At 63.5% G+C, this 18,721-nt stretch carries 15 protein-coding genes; 11 read left to right on the top strand and 4 right to left on the bottom strand.

Features of this window, described 5'->3' with window-relative positions; all coding sequences use genetic code 11:
- Positions 1 to 56: 56 nt before the first annotated feature.
- Positions 57 to 824, top strand: a complete 768-nt coding sequence (gene truA / locus A8B82_RS00200) for a tRNA pseudouridine(38-40) synthase TruA (protein WP_067286757.1) — start codon at positions 57 to 59, stop codon at positions 822 to 824.
- Between the two features lie 70 nt (positions 825 to 894).
- On the opposite strand, the gene gndA is transcribed toward truA, so the two are convergent.
- A complete protein-coding gene (gndA, locus tag A8B82_RS00195; protein ID WP_067286754.1) occupies positions 895 to 2,307 on the bottom strand; it encodes an NADP-dependent phosphogluconate dehydrogenase in 1,413 nt (470 codons plus the stop codon).
- Positions 2,308 to 2,456: 149 nt separating this feature from the next.
- On the opposite strand from gndA, the gene A8B82_RS00190 reads away from it, so the two are divergent.
- Both A8B82_RS00190 and A8B82_RS00185 read left to right on the top strand, forming a co-directional pair.
- Positions 2,457 to 2,915, top strand: coding sequence for an NUDIX hydrolase (locus tag A8B82_RS00190; protein ID WP_067286753.1), 459 nt, complete (start codon positions 2,457 to 2,459; stop codon positions 2,913 to 2,915).
- A gap of 91 nt (positions 2,916 to 3,006) precedes the next feature.
- Complete coding sequence (locus A8B82_RS00185) at positions 3,007 to 4,488, top strand: inorganic phosphate transporter (RefSeq protein WP_067286750.1); 1,482 nt, start codon at positions 3,007 to 3,009, stop codon at positions 4,486 to 4,488.
- 25 nt (positions 4,489 to 4,513) lie between these two features.
- Here A8B82_RS00185 and A8B82_RS00180 read toward each other — a convergent pair whose 3' ends face one another.
- From A8B82_RS00180 to A8B82_RS00170, 3 genes are all read right to left on the bottom strand, one after another.
- The gene (locus tag A8B82_RS00180) at positions 4,514 to 5,542 is read right to left on the bottom strand and encodes a 2-dehydropantoate 2-reductase (protein WP_067286747.1); all 1,029 of its coding nucleotides are present in this window, start codon (positions 5,540 to 5,542) and stop codon (positions 4,514 to 4,516) included.
- 7 nt (positions 5,543 to 5,549) lie between these two features.
- Positions 5,550 to 6,455 carry an ornithine carbamoyltransferase gene (gene argF / locus A8B82_RS00175; RefSeq protein WP_067286744.1) on the bottom strand — a complete coding sequence of 302 codons (906 nt, stop codon included), beginning with the start codon at positions 6,453 to 6,455 and terminating at the stop codon, positions 5,550 to 5,552.
- Positions 6,456 to 6,528: 73 nt separating this feature from the next.
- The gene (locus A8B82_RS00170) at positions 6,529 to 7,704 is read right to left on the bottom strand and encodes an aspartate aminotransferase family protein (RefSeq protein WP_067286741.1); all 1,176 of its coding nucleotides are present in this window, start codon (positions 7,702 to 7,704) and stop codon (positions 6,529 to 6,531) included.
- 260 nt (positions 7,705 to 7,964) lie between these two features.
- On the opposite strand from A8B82_RS00170, the gene A8B82_RS00165 reads away from it, so the two are divergent.
- The 8 genes from A8B82_RS00165 (at position 7,965) to mdoH (ending at position 18,701) form a co-directional block, all read left to right on the top strand.
- Positions 7,965 to 8,873 (top strand): DMT family transporter, encoded by a 909-nt coding sequence (locus tag A8B82_RS00165; RefSeq protein WP_067286738.1) that lies wholly within the window; start codon positions 7,965 to 7,967, stop codon positions 8,871 to 8,873.
- Positions 8,874 to 8,976: 103 nt separating this feature from the next.
- Positions 8,977 to 9,537, top strand: coding sequence for a GcrA family cell cycle regulator (locus A8B82_RS00160; RefSeq protein ID WP_067286736.1), 561 nt, complete (start codon positions 8,977 to 8,979; stop codon positions 9,535 to 9,537).
- Positions 9,538 to 9,677: 140 nt separating this feature from the next.
- Positions 9,678 to 11,294 carry a thiamine pyrophosphate-binding protein gene (locus A8B82_RS00155; RefSeq protein WP_067286734.1) on the top strand — a complete coding sequence of 539 codons (1,617 nt, stop codon included), beginning with the start codon at positions 9,678 to 9,680 and terminating at the stop codon, positions 11,292 to 11,294.
- Positions 11,281 to 12,471 carry a CaiB/BaiF CoA transferase family protein gene (locus A8B82_RS00150; protein ID WP_067286731.1) on the top strand — a complete coding sequence of 397 codons (1,191 nt, stop codon included), beginning with the start codon at positions 11,281 to 11,283 and terminating at the stop codon, positions 12,469 to 12,471. The genes A8B82_RS00155 and A8B82_RS00150 overlap by 14 nt, the downstream gene beginning before the upstream one ends.
- 197 nt (positions 12,472 to 12,668) lie before the next feature.
- Positions 12,669 to 14,018: a tetratricopeptide repeat protein gene (locus A8B82_RS00145; RefSeq protein ID WP_067286728.1), complete on the top strand. Its 1,350-nt coding sequence runs from the start codon at positions 12,669 to 12,671 to the stop codon at positions 14,016 to 14,018.
- Positions 14,019 to 14,038: 20 nt separating this feature from the next.
- Complete coding sequence (locus tag A8B82_RS00140) at positions 14,039 to 15,295, top strand: OpgC family protein (RefSeq protein WP_067286726.1); 1,257 nt, start codon at positions 14,039 to 14,041, stop codon at positions 15,293 to 15,295.
- Positions 15,292 to 16,821 (top strand): glucan biosynthesis protein G, encoded by a 1,530-nt coding sequence (locus tag A8B82_RS00135; RefSeq protein ID WP_067286724.1) that lies wholly within the window; start codon positions 15,292 to 15,294, stop codon positions 16,819 to 16,821. Before A8B82_RS00140 ends, A8B82_RS00135 begins: the two co-directional genes overlap by 4 nt.
- Positions 16,818 to 18,701 carry a glucans biosynthesis glucosyltransferase MdoH gene (mdoH, locus tag A8B82_RS00130; protein ID WP_138069627.1) on the top strand — a complete coding sequence of 628 codons (1,884 nt, stop codon included), beginning with the start codon at positions 16,818 to 16,820 and terminating at the stop codon, positions 18,699 to 18,701. Before A8B82_RS00135 ends, mdoH begins: the two co-directional genes overlap by 4 nt.
- Positions 18,702 to 18,721: the final 20 nt, after the last annotated feature.

The following is an 18,721-nucleotide window of genomic DNA, read 5'->3' as shown; positions in this document are numbered from 1 at the left end:
CATAGGGACGCGAGGCGGGGATTGCCAGATGGCCACCGCCCCGCTAAAGCGCGGCCATGCCCCGTTATGCCCTGAAAATCGAATACCACGGCGCGCCCTTTGTCGGCTGGCAAAGACAGACCAACCTGTCCTCGGTTCAGGGCGCGATCGAGACGGCTCTGGCCCGGCTGGAACCGCGCGCGCACAACATTGTCGCCGCCGGGCGCACCGACGCAGGCGTGCATGCGCTGGCGCAGGTGGCGCATTGCGACATGGAGGGTGACTGGGACCCTTTCCGCCTGTCGGAGGCGCTGAACTATCACCTGAAGCCGCAGCCCGTCGCGATCATTGATTGCCGGGCCGTGCCGGATGATTTTCACGCGCGCTTTTCAGCGCTGGAACGACGCTATCTGTTCCGCATCCTGTCGCGCCGCGCGCCTGCCACCCACAGTGCCGGTCTGGTCTGGCAGATCAAGCACCGGCTGGATATTGACGCCATGCAAGAAGCGGCAGGGATTCTGCTTGGAAAGCATGACTTTAGCACCTTTCGTTCAACCGTCTGCCAGGCTGACAGCCCGGTCAAGACGCTGGATCACCTGACCATTTCCCTTGTCGAGGCCCCCGGCGGCACGGAATATCATTTCGACGTGCGCGCCCGGTCGTTCCTGCACAACCAGGTCCGCAGCTTTGTCGGCTCGCTGGAGCGGGTCGGCACCGGGTCATGGCAACCGCAGGACATGCAGGTGGCACTGGATGCCCGCGACCGCGCCGCCTGCGGGCCGGTCTGCCCGCCGCAGGGGCTCTACCTCGCCCACGTCGGCTACCCAGACGATCCCTTCGCCTGAAGCGGTGCCAGACTTTTCAAAAAGTCTGGGCCGATTTTTTCAAAAAAATCGTCGCGTTGCACGAGGATGTTCATCCCAGGGCTTTCCATGTGCCATGGTGAATTCCTGCCACATCCTGCCGCTCGAACCCGTGGTGTCCAAAGAAATCCCGCTGCGCCTGGATCAGGTTCGCCGTCCCCCGTCCCCGGCGCATCGTGTCATACCACGCCAGCCCCGCAGAGAGCGCAGGCAACGCCACGCCCATGGAGACCGCAGCCACCAGCACCCGCCGCAATGCCGGGATCGCCGCCTGCAACTGCAAGCGGATCGCGGGGGCCAGGATCAGATGGCCCTGGGGAAAATCACCGCGAAAAGCTGACGCGAGGTCATCCAGCAAGGCAGAGCGGATGATGCAACCCGCTCTCCAGATCTCTGAAATCCGGGCCAGATCCAGCTGCCAGTCAAATTCTTCGGATGCAGCGGACAGGATGCGAAACCCCTGCGCGTGCGACAGGATGCGCCCCGCCAGCAGCGCCAGTTCCAGGTCTGCATCAGAAGGCATCTGCGCTGTCAGCGCACCCATCGGCAGCATCGGCTCCGCCGCCTCGCGTGTGTCCTTTTCAGCAGACCAGCCACGCGCGCCGACCGCCGCCTCGATGGTGCTGGCGGATTGTCCCATCTTCAGGGCTTCGATCAGGGTCCAGCGCCCGGTGCCTTTTTGACCCGCCCGGTCGCGGATCACGTCGACCATCGGCTGGCCTGTATCCTTGTCGGTGGAGGACAGCACGGTTGCGGACACATCCATAAGATAGGATTTCAGCGGCCCCTCCCGCCAGCCGTGAAACATTGCGCCGATGGCGGGTGCCGATTTTCCTGATCCATCGCGCAGCAACCCGTAAACCTCTGCGATCATTTGCATATCGGCGTATTCGATGCCATTGTGAACGGTCTTGACGAAATGGCCCGCCCCGTCAGGGCCAAGGTGCGCAACGCAGGGTTCACCTTCGAATCTTGCCGCAATCGCCTCCAGCATCGGTTGCAATTGGGTCCAGGAATGGTCGGTGCCGCCCACCATCATCGAAGGGCCGTGGCGCGCGCCCTCTTCTCCGCCCGACACGCCCATGCCGACAAAATGCAGCCCCTTGTCCGTCAGAGCAGCCGACCGCCTGCGGGTGTCGTTGAAATCGGCATTCCCGCCGTCGATTATGGTATCGCCCGGTTCCAGCAGGGGGGTGATCTGGGCAATCATGGCATCCATTGGCGCGCCTGACGGGATCATGAACAGGATCGACCGCGGCGTGGCAAGCGTGGCGACGAAATCGGCCAAGGTCGATGTGCCGACAAGGCGATCTGCCAACGGACCTGCTTCCACCAGGAACGGGTCGATCCATTCCGCCTCCCGGTTCGACACCGCGACGGTGAATCCGCTCTGTGCCAGGTTCAAGGCCAGCGCCGAACCCATTGTCCCCAAACCGAAAACACCTATATCTGCAATGGCGGTCATGATTGCTCCCTTGATTGCCTGTCCGCAGAGTGGTCGCTGGACCCGCCCGGTGCAAGCCAACAGATTGGATTTGCCTTTGGGCGGCAAATAAGTTATCCACAGGCAGCTACAAGACAGTGATAATAATAAGAAATTAACAGGCCAGACACATGATGCACAGCTTACGCCTAGCCTGGGCCGAGATGGTCCTACCGATCCTGAAACGTCCCAAGCGTTTGCAGGTTGCTGCGTTGTGTTTTCGCGACACGCCAGAGGGCAAGCGCGTGCTGCTCATCACCAGCCGCGATACCGGTCGCTGGATCGTGCCCAAGGGCTGGCCGATCGACGGGCTTGACGGCCCCGGTGCCGCGCTTCAGGAAGCCTGGGAAGAGGCCGGCGTGTCCGAGGCCGACATCGAAAGCGAACCGATGGGGTTCTACGACTATGCCAAGGGCCTGGGCGAGGGCCTGACCGTTCCGGTCGAGGCTCAGGTCTATCTGACCCGTGTCCGGGACCTGAGTGAGGACTATCCCGAAGCCGGTGAGCGCAAGCGTGCCTGGTTCGCCCCTGAAGATGCCGCAAACCTGGTGGACGAGCCCGATCTGCAGGCTATTCTGCGCGCTCTGTAAAGGTGTCCGGCCCGACAGGGCGCTTGCGCGCGCTGCCCTGATATGCCAACCCGTGCCACCAATCGAAACGTGACCGGGGGAACCGTCGGGAATGAGCACCGGACCGCAGGGCAGCCAGTGGAAGACACTGGATACCGACCTTAATCGGATTTCGCAGGTCGAGCAGGCCACGGCCTATGTGTCGCGGCCCTTGGTGGCGCCGGGGATCGCGCTGGCCTTCATGGTGGTGGCGGGTGTCCTGGCGGCGGTCTTTTTCGGCCAGACACCGACCAGTTTCGTGGTGATCGCTGCTGCCGTCTTCGGCGCCTATATGGCGGTGAACATCGGGGCAAATGATGTTGCCAACAACATGGGCCCGGCGGTTGGCGCGAATGCCCTGACCATGGGCGGGGCCATTCTGATTGCCGCCCTGTGCGAAAGCGCCGGTGCCTTGCTGGCAGGGGGCGACGTGGTCTCCACCATCTCCAAGGGCATCATCGACCCTGCTTCGATCGCCGATACTCGGATCTTCATCCTGGCGATGATGGCGGCGCTGATCTCCTCTGCGCTTTGGGTCAATCTGGCCACATGGGTCGGCGCGCCCGTGTCCACCACGCACTCTGTCGTGGGCGGCGTCATGGGCGCAGGCATCGCCGCGGCGGGGCTGGCGGCGGTGAACTGGCCGTCGATGGGTATGATCGCGGCAAGCTGGGTGATCTCGCCGGTCCTGGGCGGGGCCGTGGCCGCGGGGTTCCTGGCTTTCATCAAGGCGCGGATTCTCTATCAGGAGGACAAGATCGCCGCCGCACGCACCTGGGTGCCGGTGCTTGTCGGCATCATGGCGGGCGTCTTTGCCACTTACCTCGCGCTCAAGGGATTGAAAAAGATCATCTCCATCGACATGACCGCGGCGCTGATCATCGGCCTGCTGGTTGGTCTGGTCACCTATGCCATTTCCGCACCGCTGATCAGGCGCAAGTCGGAAGGGATGGAAAACCGCAACAAGTCCGTGAAGGTGCTGTTCGGCCTGCCGCTGGTCTTTTCGGCGGCCCTGCTCAGCTTTGCCCACGGTGCCAATGACGTGGCCAATGCAGTCGGGCCCCTGGCGGCCATCGTCCATGCCACCGAATTCGGCAGTTTCGAGGCCAAGGTCATCATCCCGCTTTGGGTCATGATCATCGGTGCCTTTGGCATTTCCTTCGGGTTGTTCCTGTTCGGGCCAAAGTTGATCCGCATGGTCGGCAGCCAGATCACCAAGCTGAACCCGATGCGCGCCTATTGCATTGCGCTGTCGGCGGCGATCACGGTGATCATCGCATCCTGGCTGGGCCTGCCGGTCAGTTCGACCCATATTGCCGTCGGCGGCGTCTTTGGGGTCGGGTTCTACCGCGAATGGCATATGGAACGGCGGCTGCGCAGACCGGATGTGGCTGTGGGCACCGTGAAACGCATCGCGCCCGAGGAACGCCGCCGCCGCAAGCTGGTGCGCCGGTCGCACTTCATGACCATCGTCGCGGCCTGGGTGATAACTGTACCTGCGGCGGCCACCATCTCCGCGCTGGTTTTCCTGGTCCTGAATTTCGTGACAAACTGACCGCCGCCAAAGGGCGGGATTAAGTCTAGCCCCGCGCGCGGGTTCGTTTCAGCTCGGCCCGTAATGCGGCGGCAGGCAGGTTGGGCAGACCCTGACCTGCCATTTCGGCGGTTTCGATCAGGTCGGCCACCAGTTGCGCAATCGGAGTTCTGCACCCCAGTTCCGCCCCCATGCGGATGACTTCACCCTGCAGCGCGTCGATCTCTGTCAGGCGGTGCGCCATCAGGTCATAGGACATGGAAGTGCGGGCCTGATCGTCGATCGTCAGCATCTGTGCGGCCACCCGCGTAAACAGCGGCGTGGGCAGGCGAAAGATCCAGGGAACCGCGCCCACGGAAACCGGGGTTGTCGATACAGGCGACACCCCCTTGGCACGCAGCACCGCCAGCGCCTCTGCCCATTGATCGGCCATCAGTCGCCGCCAGCCCCTGTCCTGCAATTGCATCTTCAGGGGCAGGCCACTGAGTGCATTCAGCGCGTTGTTGAGGTTGATCAGGAACTTGCCCCATTGCACTGCTTCGATATCGCGGCTTTCCACAACCCGCAGGTAAGGCACGCTGAGCACCTCGCCCAGATCATCCGGCCCGGCGCCGATGACGATATCGCCGCTGGTCGCGCGATGATAGCCGCCCTGCCCCATCGGCACCACGTTGAACGGCAACATCCCCGCCCGCAGATCGCGGCCCGGCAGGATGCTGTGCAGCGTCATCGCATTGGTCACACCGTTCTGAAGGCTGACAACAGGGCATTTCGCAGGCGCATGACGGTCGATCAGCCGCGCCATCTGGGCGGTGCTGCCCGATTTGACGGCGACAAGGATCAGATCGGCACCGGACAGGCAGGCGGGGTCTTCCGACAGGGTCATCCTGTCGCCACTGACCTTTTGCGCCATGCCGTCGAAATCCGTCAGGGTCAGCCCGTGGGTATGTATCTCCGCCGCGACCCGTGGCCGGAGCAGCAGGGTCACCTGTGCCCCCGCCGCCGCCAGCAGCCCCCCCACAAAACAACCGATAGACCCAGCACCGGCGATCACGATATGCGGGTCTGCGCGCATCGCGGTCCTATCGGCCCAGACAGTGGCGCATCACGGCCTTTTGGGCATGCAACCGATTCTCAGCCTCGTCGAAGATTACGGAATGCGGGCCGTCCATGACGGCGCTGGTCGCCTCGTCCTCGCGGTGGGCGGGCAGGCAATGCATGAACAGGGCATCCTCCTTGGCCCGTGCCATCAACGCCTCATTCACCTGATAGCCGCGCAACTGGTTGTGGCGCCGCTCGCGGGCCGATTGGGGGTCATGCATGCTGACCCAGGTGTCCGTCACCACAAGGTCCGCGCCTTCGACCGCCTTGTTCGGATCGCGTTCCACTGTATAGAGCCCGGCAAGCGCCGGTTCCGGGTCAAGTGGCGGCGGCCCGGTAAAGACCAGATCAAAGTCGAACTGCTTGGCCGCATGCGCGAAGCTGGCAAAGACGTTGTTGCCGTCACCGGACCAGACCACGCGCTTGCCCTTGATCGGGCCGTTGTGTTCTTCGAAGGTCATGATGTCGGCCATGATCTGACAGGGATGGCTGCGGTTCGTCAGCCCGTTGATCACCGGCACGCTGGCGTATTCGGCCATATCCAGCAGGGTCTGTTCCTCGAAGGTGCGGATCATGATCAGATCCACATAGCGCGACAGCACGCGGGCGGTGTCCGCGATGGTCTCGCCATGGCCAAGCTGCATGTCGGCCCCCGACAGCACCATGGTCTGCCCGCCCATCTGGCGCACGCCCACATCGAAAGACACGCGGGTCCGGGTAGAGGGTTTTTCAAAGATCAGCGCGACCATGTGGTCCTTGAGCGGCAAATCGTCGTCGAGCGCGCCCTTGGGCCGACCGTTGCGCGATTGTTTCATGGCGGCGGCGCTGTCGATAATCTGCCGCAGGTCGGCCGGGTCGGTTGTGTTGATATCGAGAAAATGTGTCATGTCAGGCTCTTACTTGGCGAACGCATGCCCGTGGCGGGCGGCGTCGCAGGGATATTTATGGGCCAAAAAGAAATCAGGACGCGGCAAGCGCGCCAGCGGCCCGATCAAGGCGCGAGACCGCTTCGGCGATCTCCTCATCGGTGATGTTCAGCGGCGGCAGCAGGCGCACGACGTTGTCGGCGGCGGGCACTGTGAGCACCTCGGCGTCGAAACCTGCGGCCACCAGATCGCCGGGAGCGACCTTGCATTTCAGACCCAGCATCAGGCCCGAACCGCGGACCTCTTCCAGCACATCCGGATGGCTGCCAACCAGCCCCTCCAGCTTTTGGCGCAGCAGGCCCGCCTTGCGGTTCACCTCGGCCAAAAAGTCCGGGTCGGCCACGATGTCCATTACCGCGCAGCCCACGGCACAGCCCAGCGGGTTGCCGCCATAGGTGGAGCCATGGGTCCCTGCCGTCATACCGCTTGCCGCATCCTCGGTTGCCAGCACGGCGCCCAGGGGAAAACCGCCGCCGATGCCCTTGGCCACCATCATGATGTCGGGGGTCACCCCGGCCCATTCATGGGCAAAAAGCTTGCCGGTCCGCCCCACGCCACATTGCACCTCGTCCAAGATCATCAGGATGCCCTTTTCGTCACAAAGGTCGCGCAGTCCCCTGAGACTGGCATCCGGCAGCGGGCGAATGCCGCCTTCCCCCTGCACAGGCTCGACCAGAACTGCGCAGGTGGTGTCGGTGATCGCAGCCGTCAGCGCGTCATGGTCGCCAAAGGGCAGATGGACAAAACCCGGCAACAGGGGGCCGAAGCCCTTGGTCATCTTCTCTGACCCGGCAGCGGCGATCCCGGCAGAGGACCGGCCATGGAACGAGCCGTCGAAGGTGATGATCTCGACCCGCTCGGGTTGGCCTTTGTCGTAGAAGTACTTGCGCGCCATCTTTACGGCCAGCTCGCAGGCTTCGGTGCCGGAGTTGGTGAAAAAGACGGTATCGGCAAAGGTGTGCTCCACCAGCCGGTCGGCCAGCGCCTGCTGCTGCGGGATCTGGTAGAGGTTCGAGGTGTGCCACAGAGCACCCGCCTGATCGGTCAGCGCCTTGGTCAGCGCCGGGTGTGCATGGCCCAGCGCATTCACGGCAATCCCCGCGCCCAGGTCCAGAAAACGTCGCCCGTCCGCCTCGATCAGCCAGGAGCCCTCGCCCTTCACAAAGCTGAGGGGCGCACGGTTATAGGTCGGCAGAACAGAAGAGATCATCTGAAGTTTCCTTGGATCGGGCCGCGAAAAGCCCAAATGGGCATGGGCGGCGTGCTGGGTCAAGAGATTTGGGGAGGTGCAATGCACCATGGATCAGACCTGCGGTCGGCAGGTCACGCTGGGCCGTTTCAGCCGCGGCGTCGTCGGGACGGGATATGTCGCATCGTGATCATGTCGCATCCATTACGCTGCAATTCGCCTTTTGCCCAGCCCGAAAATGATACCTTGTCGCGATACATGGATCGCGTAAGACGGTGCGCATGTATCAGGCCAAAGTTCAGAACAATGCGCTTGCCGCCGGGTTGATCGGAGTTGCGACAGCTTTCATCGCCGCAACAACCCTGATGGCCAAGGCACTGGGCGGCGATACGTTTGGCGCGCCTCTGCATCCACTGCAAATCAGTCATGGCCGTTTCCTTTTTGCCTTTGCCGTCTTCGGTTCCGCGACACTGATCTTGCGCCCCGCGCTGGCGCGGCCTCACTGGAGGCTGCACATCGCCCGAACTGCCTGCGGCTGGGGCGGGATCACGCTGATGTTTGCCTCGGTCGCCTTTATCCCGCTGGCGGATGCCACCGCGATCTCCTTTCTCAACCCGGTCTTCGCGATGATGCTGGCAATCCCGCTGCTCGGTGAAAAGGTCGGCCGCATCCGATGGTCCGCCGCAGCGATGGCGATGGCCGGTGCGGCCATCCTGCTGCGGCCCACACCGGACAGCTTTCAGCCCGCCGCGCTGCTGGCCCTCGGGGCGGCGGTGGTCATGGGGCTGGAACTGATCTTTATCAAGAAGCTGGCACGCCGGGAAAATCCGTTTCAGATCCTGCTGGTGAACAACTTCATCGGGCTTTGCATCGCAAGCTTCGCGGTCCTGCCGGTCTGGCAGCCGCCAACCACGGCGCAATGGGCCGTGCTGGCGGGGATCGGCGGTTGCATGGCACTGGCGCAGATCTGCTTTGTCAACGCCATGGCGCGGGCCGACGCCAGTTTTGTCGCACCCTTCAGCTATGCCACGCTGATCTTTGCCACCCTCTATGACATCGCGTTTTTCGGGGTCATCCCGGATGCGGTATCGCTTCTGGGGGCTGCCATCATCATCGCCGGTGCCATCCTGCTGGCCCTGCGCGAGGCCCGGTTGAAACCGCAGCCACCCCGGCCCACGACCGCCTTGTGACGTATCGTCCCTTGCACCCGGCAGTGGAGTGATTAGAATAGGGGCCTGACTTTGACAAAGCGGCCACTCAAAAAGGGCCGCTTTTTAACTGGGGAAACCTGCGATGTCCTGGACCGATGAGCGTGTAGAGACGCTGAAAAAGATGTGGGGCGAAGGCCAGTCCGCGAGCCAGATCGCCAAGGAACTTGGCGGCGTGACGCGCAATGCCGTGATTGGCAAGGTGCACCGTCTGGGCCTGTCGAACCGCGCGACATCCGGGGCCGCCGCGGCCAAGCCGGAAGCCAAGCCAAAACCGGAGGCCAAGCCCAAGGCGCCGCCGAAGCCCGAAAAACCCGAGATGAGGACAGAAGCTGCGGCACCGCCCCGGTCGAACCTGCCCGCCCGCAAGCAGATCATTCCCGCAGGTCAGCCGCTGCCGCCCCAGCCCTCGGCCAACGAGATCAGCCCGGAAGCGCTGGCCAAGGTGAACGAGGTCGAGAAGAAGGCCAAGAAGATCGGCCTGATGGACCTGACCGAGCGGACCTGCAAATGGCCCGTTGGCGACCCGGCGACAGAAGATTTCTGGTTCTGCGGGCTGCCCGTCAAACAGGGAAAACCCTATTGCGAAGCCCATGTCGGGGTCGCATTCCAGCCGATGTCTGCACGTCGCGACCGGCGGCGCTGAGCCAGGCCACCTGCAAGAAACGCGCCAGGCCTTTTGCAAAGGGCCCGGCCAATGTTGCAACAAATCCAACGCGCACGTGAGTTGCGCCCCGCCTCGCCGCGTGGTTGATGATCCTGTCACCCTGCTGGAAAGGCTCCGCCATGCCCGAGATGATCCGCGCCGCTGATGCGCTTGCCCGCCGCCTTTACGCGGCAGGCTGCCGCACCGCATTCGGCATGCCGGGGGGCGAGGTGCTGACCCTGATCGACGCGCTGGAAAAGGCCGGGATCAGGTTTGTTCTGGCCAAGCACGAAAACGCCGCCGGTTTCATGGCCGAAGGGGTTCACCACCGCGACCTTGCCCCTGCCATTCTGGTCGGCACCATCGGGCCCGGCACATTGAATGGCGTCAACACCGTTGCCAATGCGCTGCAGGATCAGGTGCCGCTGATCGTGCTGTCGGGCTGCATGGATGCGGACGAGGCGCAAAGCTATACCCATCAGGTGCTGGACCAGGCCGCCGTCTTCAAACCCCTCACCAAGGCGCAGTTCACCCTGAACGCCGGGGCCGCGCATCTGATCGCGGACAAGGCCATCGCGATCGCCACCGAGGGACGTCACGGCCCCGTCCATATCGACATCCCGATTTCCGTGGCAGAGGCACCTGTGGCGACGCACCCCCCTGCCCCGCGCGCGCGCGCCTCTGCCCGCGCGCCCCATGGTGCCGACCTTGCCACTGCACGGGACTGGCTGGCGCAGGCGGAACGCCCGGTGATGATCGTCGGTGTCGATGCGCTGAACGAAGGGGCCCAGACCGCCGTTCAGGCATTTGCCGAAGACCACCACATGCCAGTCATCACCACCTACAAGGCCAAGGGCATCCTGCCCGAGGACCACGCGCTGTCGCTGGGCGGTGCGGGCCTGTCGCCCCTTGCAGACCAACACCTGTTGCCCTTTGTTCAGGCGGCTGACCTGATCCTCTGCGTTGGCTATGACCCGGTTGAAATGCGACCCGGCTGGCGCAACGTCTGGGACCCTGCCCAGCAACAGGTCATCGACATCAGCGCCGTGCCCAACCACCACTACATGCACCAGGCCACGCTGAATTTCGTTACCGACTGCGCGCCGACACTTGCGGCCCTGTCCGACGGGCTGGACCCGCGCGACACCTGGCCGGACGGAGAAATCTACCAGCTCAAGACCGCGCTGGCATCGGCCTTTCGCCGGGATGAGGACTGGAGCCCTGCCGCGATCATCGACACCTGCCGCAAGGTCCTGCCACGCAACACGATAGCCAGCGCCGACAGCGGCGCACACCGCATCCTTCTGAGCCAGATGTGGGAGTGTTATGCCCCCCGCGACCTGATGCAATCTTCCGCGCTTTGCACCATGGGCTGTGCCGTGCCGCTGGCCATCGGGGCAAAGCTGGCCGCGCCCGACCGGCCTGTCGTCTCGTTCTCCGGGGATGCGGGTTTTCTGATGGTCGCGGGCGAACTGGCCACCGCTGCAGAGCTTGATCTTGCACCGATCTTTGTGGTCTTCGTCGATGCCTCGCTTGCGCTGATCGAAAAGAAGCAGCGCGAACGGCAATTGCCAAATATCGGTGTCGATTTCGCACAGCACAACTTTGCCGCCATGGGCGTCGCCTTCGGCGGTGTCGGCGTCACGGTGCGCGACCGCGCGGGATTGGAAGCGGCGCTGACGGAGGCAGTAAGCGCGGATAAATTCACCGTCATAGCAGCACTGATCGACAGGGGGGCCTACGATGGCCGCATCTAAGGGCGCTTTGGACGGGGTCTTTGTTCTTGACCTCAGCCGGATATTGGCCGGGCCGACATGCACGCAACTTCTGGGTGACCTCGGCGCGACGGTGATCAAGGTGGAAAACCCCAAGTCCGGCGGGGACGACACCCGCGGCTGGGGGCCGAATTATGCCCGCGATACCGAGGGCAACCCGACCGACCTGTCGGCCTATTTCATGGCAGCAAACCGCAACAAACGCTCTATCGCCGTGGACATCGCGACGCCGGAGGGACAGGCGGTTTTGAGAAAACTCGCGGCGCGCGCAGATGTGATGGTCGAGAACTTCAAGCCCGGCGGGCTCGCCAAATATGGCCTCGATCATGCAACGCTGCTCGCGGCGCATCCCGGTCTTGTCTATTGTTCCATCTCGGGCTTCGGCCAGACCGGACCGAACAGCGCCCAGCCCGGCTATGACTTGATGGCGCAGGGTTTTAGCGGGATCATGTCGATCACCGGCGACCCGCAAGGCGCACCGATGAAAGTGGGCGTGGGCATCGCGGATGTGATGTGCGGGATGTACGCGACTGTCGGCATCCTCGCCGCGCTGCGTCACCGCGACGCCACCGGCGAGGGCCAGCATATCGACCTGTCACTGGTGGACAGCGCGATGGCTTGGTTGGTCAATGAGGGCACCAATTACCTGACCTCGGGCCAATTGCCCGAACGGCGCGGCAATGCGCATCCCAACATCGTGCCCTATGACGCCTTTGAATGTGCCGATGGTCACATTCTGCTGGCGGTCGGCAATGATGCGCAATTCGCCCGGTTCTGCGACGCCTTGGACATCCCGCAGGACCCGCGTTTCACTACCAACCTGAAGCGGATCGAAAACCGCACCGATCTGATGGCGGTGATTGGCCCGGTGATGCGCAGATATACCAAGGACGACCTGCTGGCGCGCCTACAGGAAGTGGGCGTGCCCTGCGGCCCGATCAACACGATCACGGAGGCGCTGCAATCTGCCCAGGCCGTCGCGCGGGGTGCTGTTGTCGCCCTGCCGCGTGATGATGTCGCCGAAGGGTCGGTGCGGCTTCTGGCCAATCCGCTGAACATGTCGGCGACACCCGTGCGCTATGACCGCGCACCACCGCGGTTCGGACAGGACACCGAAGAAGTGTTTGCCCAACTGGGCATCGATTCGTTGCAAAAATAGGCACAACGCCCTGCAACCTACCGATTTTGCGCAAGGAACCGCTCAGCCCGGCGCAGGTTTCGGCGGGTTTTGTCACAATCGCTCACGAAACCGGATAGGCCCTTCACGTTGGCGTGTGACACAGCCATGTGCGGTCCTGGGCTGCCTCTTTGACAGTATGGTACCGGCACCCGAAAGCTGCCCGGAAGGCCATCTTGATGACGAACGATATCTGCAATGCGCCCGTCGCACTGACAAGCCCGGCTGCGCTGCAAAGCTGGAATGCGATGATCCGCGCTTTTCTCGCGCACAAACCCCAGACACCGCAGCACCTTGGCGATACGCTCGCCGCCGCGCCCGATTTTGCCATGGGCCATGCCGCCCGTGGTCTCTTCTCGTTGATGATGGGCCGGGCCGAGCTGTGGCAGGTCGCGGAGGATGCCCGCACCGCTGCGCATGAGGCGGCCCGAGGCACGCGGCCTTCCCTACGCGAAAAGGGCTGGCTCGACGCATTGGATCAATGGCTGACCGACAGCCCCACGGGTGCCATCGCAGCCCTTGAAGGGGTTCTTGATCACTGGCCGCAGGACACGCTGAGCGCCAAGGCAAGCCATGGCATCCGCTTTATCCTTGGAGATGCGGCAGGCATGCGCAGATCGGTGGAGCGGGTCCTGCCCGCCCATGGTGCCGACCATCCGCTGCGCGGCTACCTGCTGGGCTGTCATGCCTTCACGCTTGAGGAAACGGGCGATTACACGGCTGCGGAACGGGCAGGTCGCGAGGGTCTGACACTGGCCCCCGACGATGCCTGGGGTCTGCACGCCATCGCCCATGTTCACGACATGCGCAACGAGGCGGACGCCGGGATCGCGCTGATCGAGGATTTCCGCAGCGCCTGGGATGGCAGCAACAACTTTCGCTATCACGTCTGGTGGCACAAGGCGCTGTTGCACCTGCACCGGGCCGAGACGGAGGTGGCGCTGGCGCTGTACGACAGCCAGATTCGCGCCGACAAGACGGACGACTACCGCGACATCGCCAATGCCACCTCCCTGCTGATGCGGCTTGAGCTGGACGGTGTCGATGTCGGACACCGTTGGGACGAGTTGGGCATATTGGCGCAGAATCGCATCGACGACGGCTGTATCGTCTTTGCCGACCTGCACTATCAGCTTGCGCTGGCCGGTGCGGGCAACGGCGTGGCGGCGCAGGACATGGCCGACCGCTTTGCCCGCGATGCCTGCCAGAACGGCGATATGGCCGCGCGCGTCGCCGATCCGGGCCTGTCGGCGCTGGCCGGTCTGACCGCCTTTGCCGAAGGCCGCTATGGCCCCGCATTCGAAAACCTGCGCGCCGCACGGCCCAAAATGCAGAGCATCGGCGGAAGTCACGCGCAACGTGATGTTTTTGAACGAATGACCATTGACGCAGGCCTGCGCGCGGGCCATTTCGACGCGACAGAGCAGATCCTTCTGGACCGGCTGGCGCTGCGTGCAGGTCATGCGGACCGCTTTGCCGAAAGCCGGTTTGACCAACTGTCACGCATGCGACGCATTCCCGCACAATAGTTTCGAGAACCCTCATCCAAATGACTATCGCAGACTCCACCCACGTCCCCTCCCGCCCTGTTACCGCCCTGGGCGCGCAGTCAGCTGTCCGCACCCGTGACCTGCGGCTGGATTTCTTCCGCGGACTTGCGATGTTCATCATCCTTTTCGCCCATACGCCCGGCAACCTGCTGTCGCTCTGGATTCCGGCGCGCTGGGGCTTTTCCGACGCGACCGAGATTTTCGTGTTCTGCTCCGGCATGGCCTCTGCCATCGCCTTTGGCGGGGCCTTTGCCCGCGTGGGCTGGTTTCTGGGCACGGCCCGTGTGCTGTTCCGGGTCTGGCAGGTCTACTGGGCCCATGTCGGCCTGTTCTTTGCCACCCTCGCGATGACGGTCTATCTGACCGATCTCGACATCACCGGCACGAACTATTGGGGTCAGTTGAACCTTTGGCCTGTCTTCGTGGAAAGCGACAAGTGGGAGAACGCCAACATCCTGCTGTCCTTCATGACACTGCGCTATGTCCCGAACTATTTCGACGTCCTGCCGATGTATATGGTCGTGCTGCTGCTGATGCCGCTGGTCATGGCGCTGGCGCAGGTCGACAAGCGGTTGGTCGCGGCCTTTGTGATCGGCATCTGGCTGCTGGCGCAGGATGCCTTGTTGCAGGCGCTGGGGCTGGGCGCGTGGCACCTCGAATTCCCGGCGGAGCCCTGGACGGCGCGTGGCTGGTTCTTCAATCCCTTTGGCTGGCAGCTGATCTTCTTTACCGGCTTTGCCTTCATGCGCGGCTGGCTGCCCAAGCCTCCGGTCACACCCGCGCTGTTTGCCCTGGCGGCCTTCATCGTGATCGCCAACATTCCCTTGTCCAACATCGGTGTGCGGGAGCTGGAACTGGGTTGGGCCGCCGACTGGCGCAAGGCCAATGCGGCCCTCTTTGACAAGACGGATTTTGCGATCCTGCGCTACATCCACTTTCTCAGCCTTGCCTATATCTGCTGGGTTCTGGCGGGCGATCAGGGCAAGAACCTTCTGGCACAAGGCACAGGCGTTCTGGCACGCCTGCGCGAGGGGCTGCTGACCGTGATCCTCAAGGTCGGTCAGCAAAGCCTTGCCGTTTTCGTCTTCAGCATGTTCACCGCGCGCATCCTGGGCTTTGTCATGGATGTGATCGGACGCGGCGTCATCATCACCCTGGCCGTTAATCTGGTCGGCTGCGCCCTGCTGGTCGCGGTGGCCTACGGCGCAGGCTGGTTCAAGTCACAACCCTGGCGTCAGAAGAGGTCCACATCATGATCCGCCGCGAAGTCCTGAAAGCGCTTGCCGCCATGGCCGCCCTGCCCGCTGCGGCCTGGGCCGAAGATAACGGCCTTGCCCTGAGCGAGACCGCCGCCCCCTTTGGTCCGGATACGGTCACCAACCGCGCGCGCATACTGGCCGGTAAACCCTATGCCCCACGCCCGTTAATCCCGGAAGCCTGGCGCAACCTGACATATGACCAGTACCGGCAGATCTGGTTCGACGGGCGCAACGCCCTGTGGGAAGGCACGGACGCGCCCCAAAGGGTCGATGTTTTCCCGCCCGGACTCTATTTCCCGCAGGCCGTTGCGATGCATGTCGTGGCAGAGGGCAAGGCAAGGCCCATCGCCTTTGACATGGGGGTCTTTGACACGACCGACCAATTCCCCGATCTGCCGGTGGAGGACACCCTGGGCTATTCCGGCATGCGCCTGCGGGCCGAACTGGAAAAGCAGGGCATCTTTCAGGAATACGCGGTTTTCCAGGGGGCCAGCTATTTCCGGGGCATCGGGACGGGCGAAACCTATGGCCTGTCGGCGCGCGGCCTCGCGCTGAAAACCGGCGATCCGGCGGGCGAGGAGTTTCCCGATTTCACCGCGCTCTGGCTGGAACGTCCCGCTGCGGACAGCAAAAGCGTGGTCCTGCATGCCCTGCTCGACAGCCCTTCATGCACCGGTGCCTACCGGTTCGAGATCACGCCGGGTTCGGTGCTGCAAATGAAAGTGCGCGCCACCATTTTCGCCCGCGAGGAACTGACCCATCTGGGCATCGCGCCGCTGACCTCGATGTTCCTGTTCGACGACACCATGCGGCAACGGTTTTCCGACTTCCGCCCGGCTGTGCACGACAGCGACGGGCTGCTGATGCACAACGGCATCGGCGAAGTCATCTGGCGACCGCTTGCCAACCCACTGAACCTGCAGATCAGCAGCTTTTCGGATAATAACCCGCGCGGTTTCGGCCTGTTGCAACGCAAGCGGCAGTTTTCTGACTTCAACGATCTGGAGGCGCTGTATCACAACCGCCCCGCCGTCTGGATCACACCCGGCGAAGACTGGGGCAAAGGGGCTGTCACCCTGGTCGAGATCCCCGCCGATCTTGAGATTTACGACAATATCGTCAGCTATTGGCGGCCCGCCACCCCGCTGCCCGCCGGGTCGGAACACAAGTTGAGCTATACGATGCACTGGGGTGCTGACCCCGTGGCCGCCACGGCGGACATCCCGGTCAAGGTCCTGAACACGGCCATCGGCGGCAGAATGGAGGGCGGCCAGGTCGTGGTGATCGACTTTGCCCATGGCCCCGATGTGCCCGAAGACCTGTCGGAGATTGAAGTGATCATACGCGGGGGCGAAGTTTCGCTCACGCCGGGCATTTTGCAACGCAACCCAGAAACCAACGGTCCGCGGCTGGCGTTTACGTTTCAACCCGAAGATGCAGCCTTCGCGGAGTTCCGTGCGCAACTGCGCCTCGCGGGGGAACCGTTAAGCGAAGTCTGGTTATACCGTTGGACGAAAACATGATGAAGCAAACGCCGACTGATGACACCATGCCGAACCGCGCGCCGCTCTCCATGCAGGTGCAGGATTTCTCACGCCCGCCGGTTCGGCGCCCCTCGGTGACGCAACCACGTTCGCTGACCTGGCGTCTGGCCGTTTTCGGCCCGGCACTGATCGGGACCGGCCTGCTGATGTACGGGCTGTACGGCTGGCTGGCGGGTGCCGGGATGACCTGGCTGGAATGGGCGCTGCTCAGCATGATCGGGGCGACCTTCGTCTGGGTCACGCTGTCGGTCAGCACCGTGGGGGTGGCGATTGCCGGACTGCTTGCCCGGCAACGCGCCGACGAACGTGCGCCCGACGCGGTGCGACCCCTCGACGTGGCCCTGCTGGTGCCGGTCTACAACGAAGTGCCCTGGGACGTTTTTGGCAACGCCACCGCCATGCTGGCCGATCTGCACCGCCGCGCCGGGCCGCACCGCTACACGCTTTTCATCCTGTCCGACACGCGAGACGAGGCGATAGCTGCGCAGGAGGTCCGCGCCTTTGCCCAGTTGCGTGCAGAAGCACCTGCCGGCATGCATGTCTATTACCGCCGCCGCACCGCGAACACCGACAAGAAGGTCGGCAACCTTGTTGACTGGATCACGGGCTGGGGCGCTGCCTATGAGGGCATGGTGGTGCTGGATGCCGACAGCCTGATGACCGGCAGGGCCATCGACAGGCTGGCCAGCGAGCTTTCTGCCGATCCGGATGCGGGGCTGATCCAGACCTTCCCGATGCTGATCGGGGCCAACACGCTGTTCGCCCGCATCCAGCAATTTTCCAACATCGCCTATGGCTGGCTGCTGGCCGAGGGTCTGGCCCTTTGGGCCCGCAACGAAGGCAACTACTGGGGTCACAATGCGATCATCCGCACGCGTGCCTTTGCCGAAAGCGCGGGCCTGCCGCATCTGACTGCTGGCGGACGCGACGACCTGATCCTGAGCCACGATTTCGTCGAAGCGGGTCTGCTGCGCCGCGCGGGCTGGAGGGTGCGCTTCCTGCCCCGTGTCACCGGCAGTTTCGAGGAAACCCCCGGCACGCTGATCGACTATGTGGTGCGCGACCGGCGCTGGTGCCGGGGCAATCTGCAACACCTGCGCCTGCTGGGCACGGCCGGGCTGCATCCGGTGTCGCGGTTTCACCTGTTTCACGGGGCCGTCGCCTATCTGCTGTCACCCGCATGGTTTGTGCTGCTGGTGATCTGGTCCCTGCTGGGCAAGGACGCGGACACCAATGTGGTGCGCTATTTCAATCAGGCGAACCCGTACTTCCCCGACTGGCCCCCGGCCATGAGCCATATCGACAGCGCGGTCTTTCTGGTGATCATGTACGCGATGCTTCTGACCCCCAAGGTGGCGGGCGCGGGCATCATCGCCTTTACCCCCAAGGCGGTTGCGGTTTTCGGCGGCAAGGGTGCCTTTATCGGTTCCTTTCTGGTCGAGGTCGCCCTTTCGGTGGCCTATGCCCCGATCCTGATGATCCAGCAGACCAAGGCGGTTCTGAATGCCGCATTCACGCGCAGTGAACCCTGGGCCCCGCAGGAACGCGGTGCAAAAGGCTATCCGCTGCGCACACTGTTCAGCTTTCACTGGCTGGAAACCCTGCTGGGCCTGCTGTTGCTGTCAGGGCTTGTTGCCGGGCTGATCTCGCTCTGGCTGGTCCCGATCGTTTTCAGCCTTGTCATGGCAGTGCCTCTGTCTGCCTTGTCGAGCGTGAACCTCGCAGGTCTGACGCGCCGCGGCTTTCGGATGGACAGCCCCAATACCCTGCGCGAACCTGCAATCGTTGCGCAGGCACGACGCGCCCGGACACAGATCAAGACCCGGTTGCAGGCGATCGAGAAGGTCGCGGCGGAATAGCCGCGCGCCGTACCCTCCGG

Origin of the sequence: Sulfitobacter sp. EhC04, assembly GCF_001650875.1 — a bacterium.
Lineage (GTDB): Bacteria > Pseudomonadota > Alphaproteobacteria > Rhodobacterales > Rhodobacteraceae > Sulfitobacter.
The sequence above is the reverse complement of the archived record's forward strand: the minus strand, read 5'-3'. Positions and strand labels throughout refer to the sequence as shown.